Annotated in this window: 1 tRNA gene; it reads right to left on the reverse strand. The window is 49.0% G+C overall.

From position 1 onward, the window contains the following. Window positions 1-73 (reverse strand) — tRNA-Val (locus SPADD19_RS11265). Window positions 74-204: the final 131 nt, after the last annotated feature.

Consider the following 204-nt stretch of genomic DNA (forward strand, 5'->3'; position numbering starts at 1 on the left):
TGGGAGTTAACGGGATCGAACCGCTGACCCTCTGCTTGTAAGGCAGATGCTCTCCCAGCTGAGCTAAACTCCCAAATGGTCGTTTAACTCACTGGATCCCTGTCGTGCACTGACTTACGTCAGTTTCGACAAAGTCGAACTTGCGTTCTCCTTAGCTGAGCTAAACTCCCAAATGAGCCTAGTATCTACTAGGCTCAATCTCTT

The sequence above is a fragment of the Streptococcus parasanguinis genome, from assembly GCF_001578955.1.
GTDB lineage: Bacteria > Bacillota > Bacilli > Lactobacillales > Streptococcaceae > Streptococcus > Streptococcus parasanguinis_U.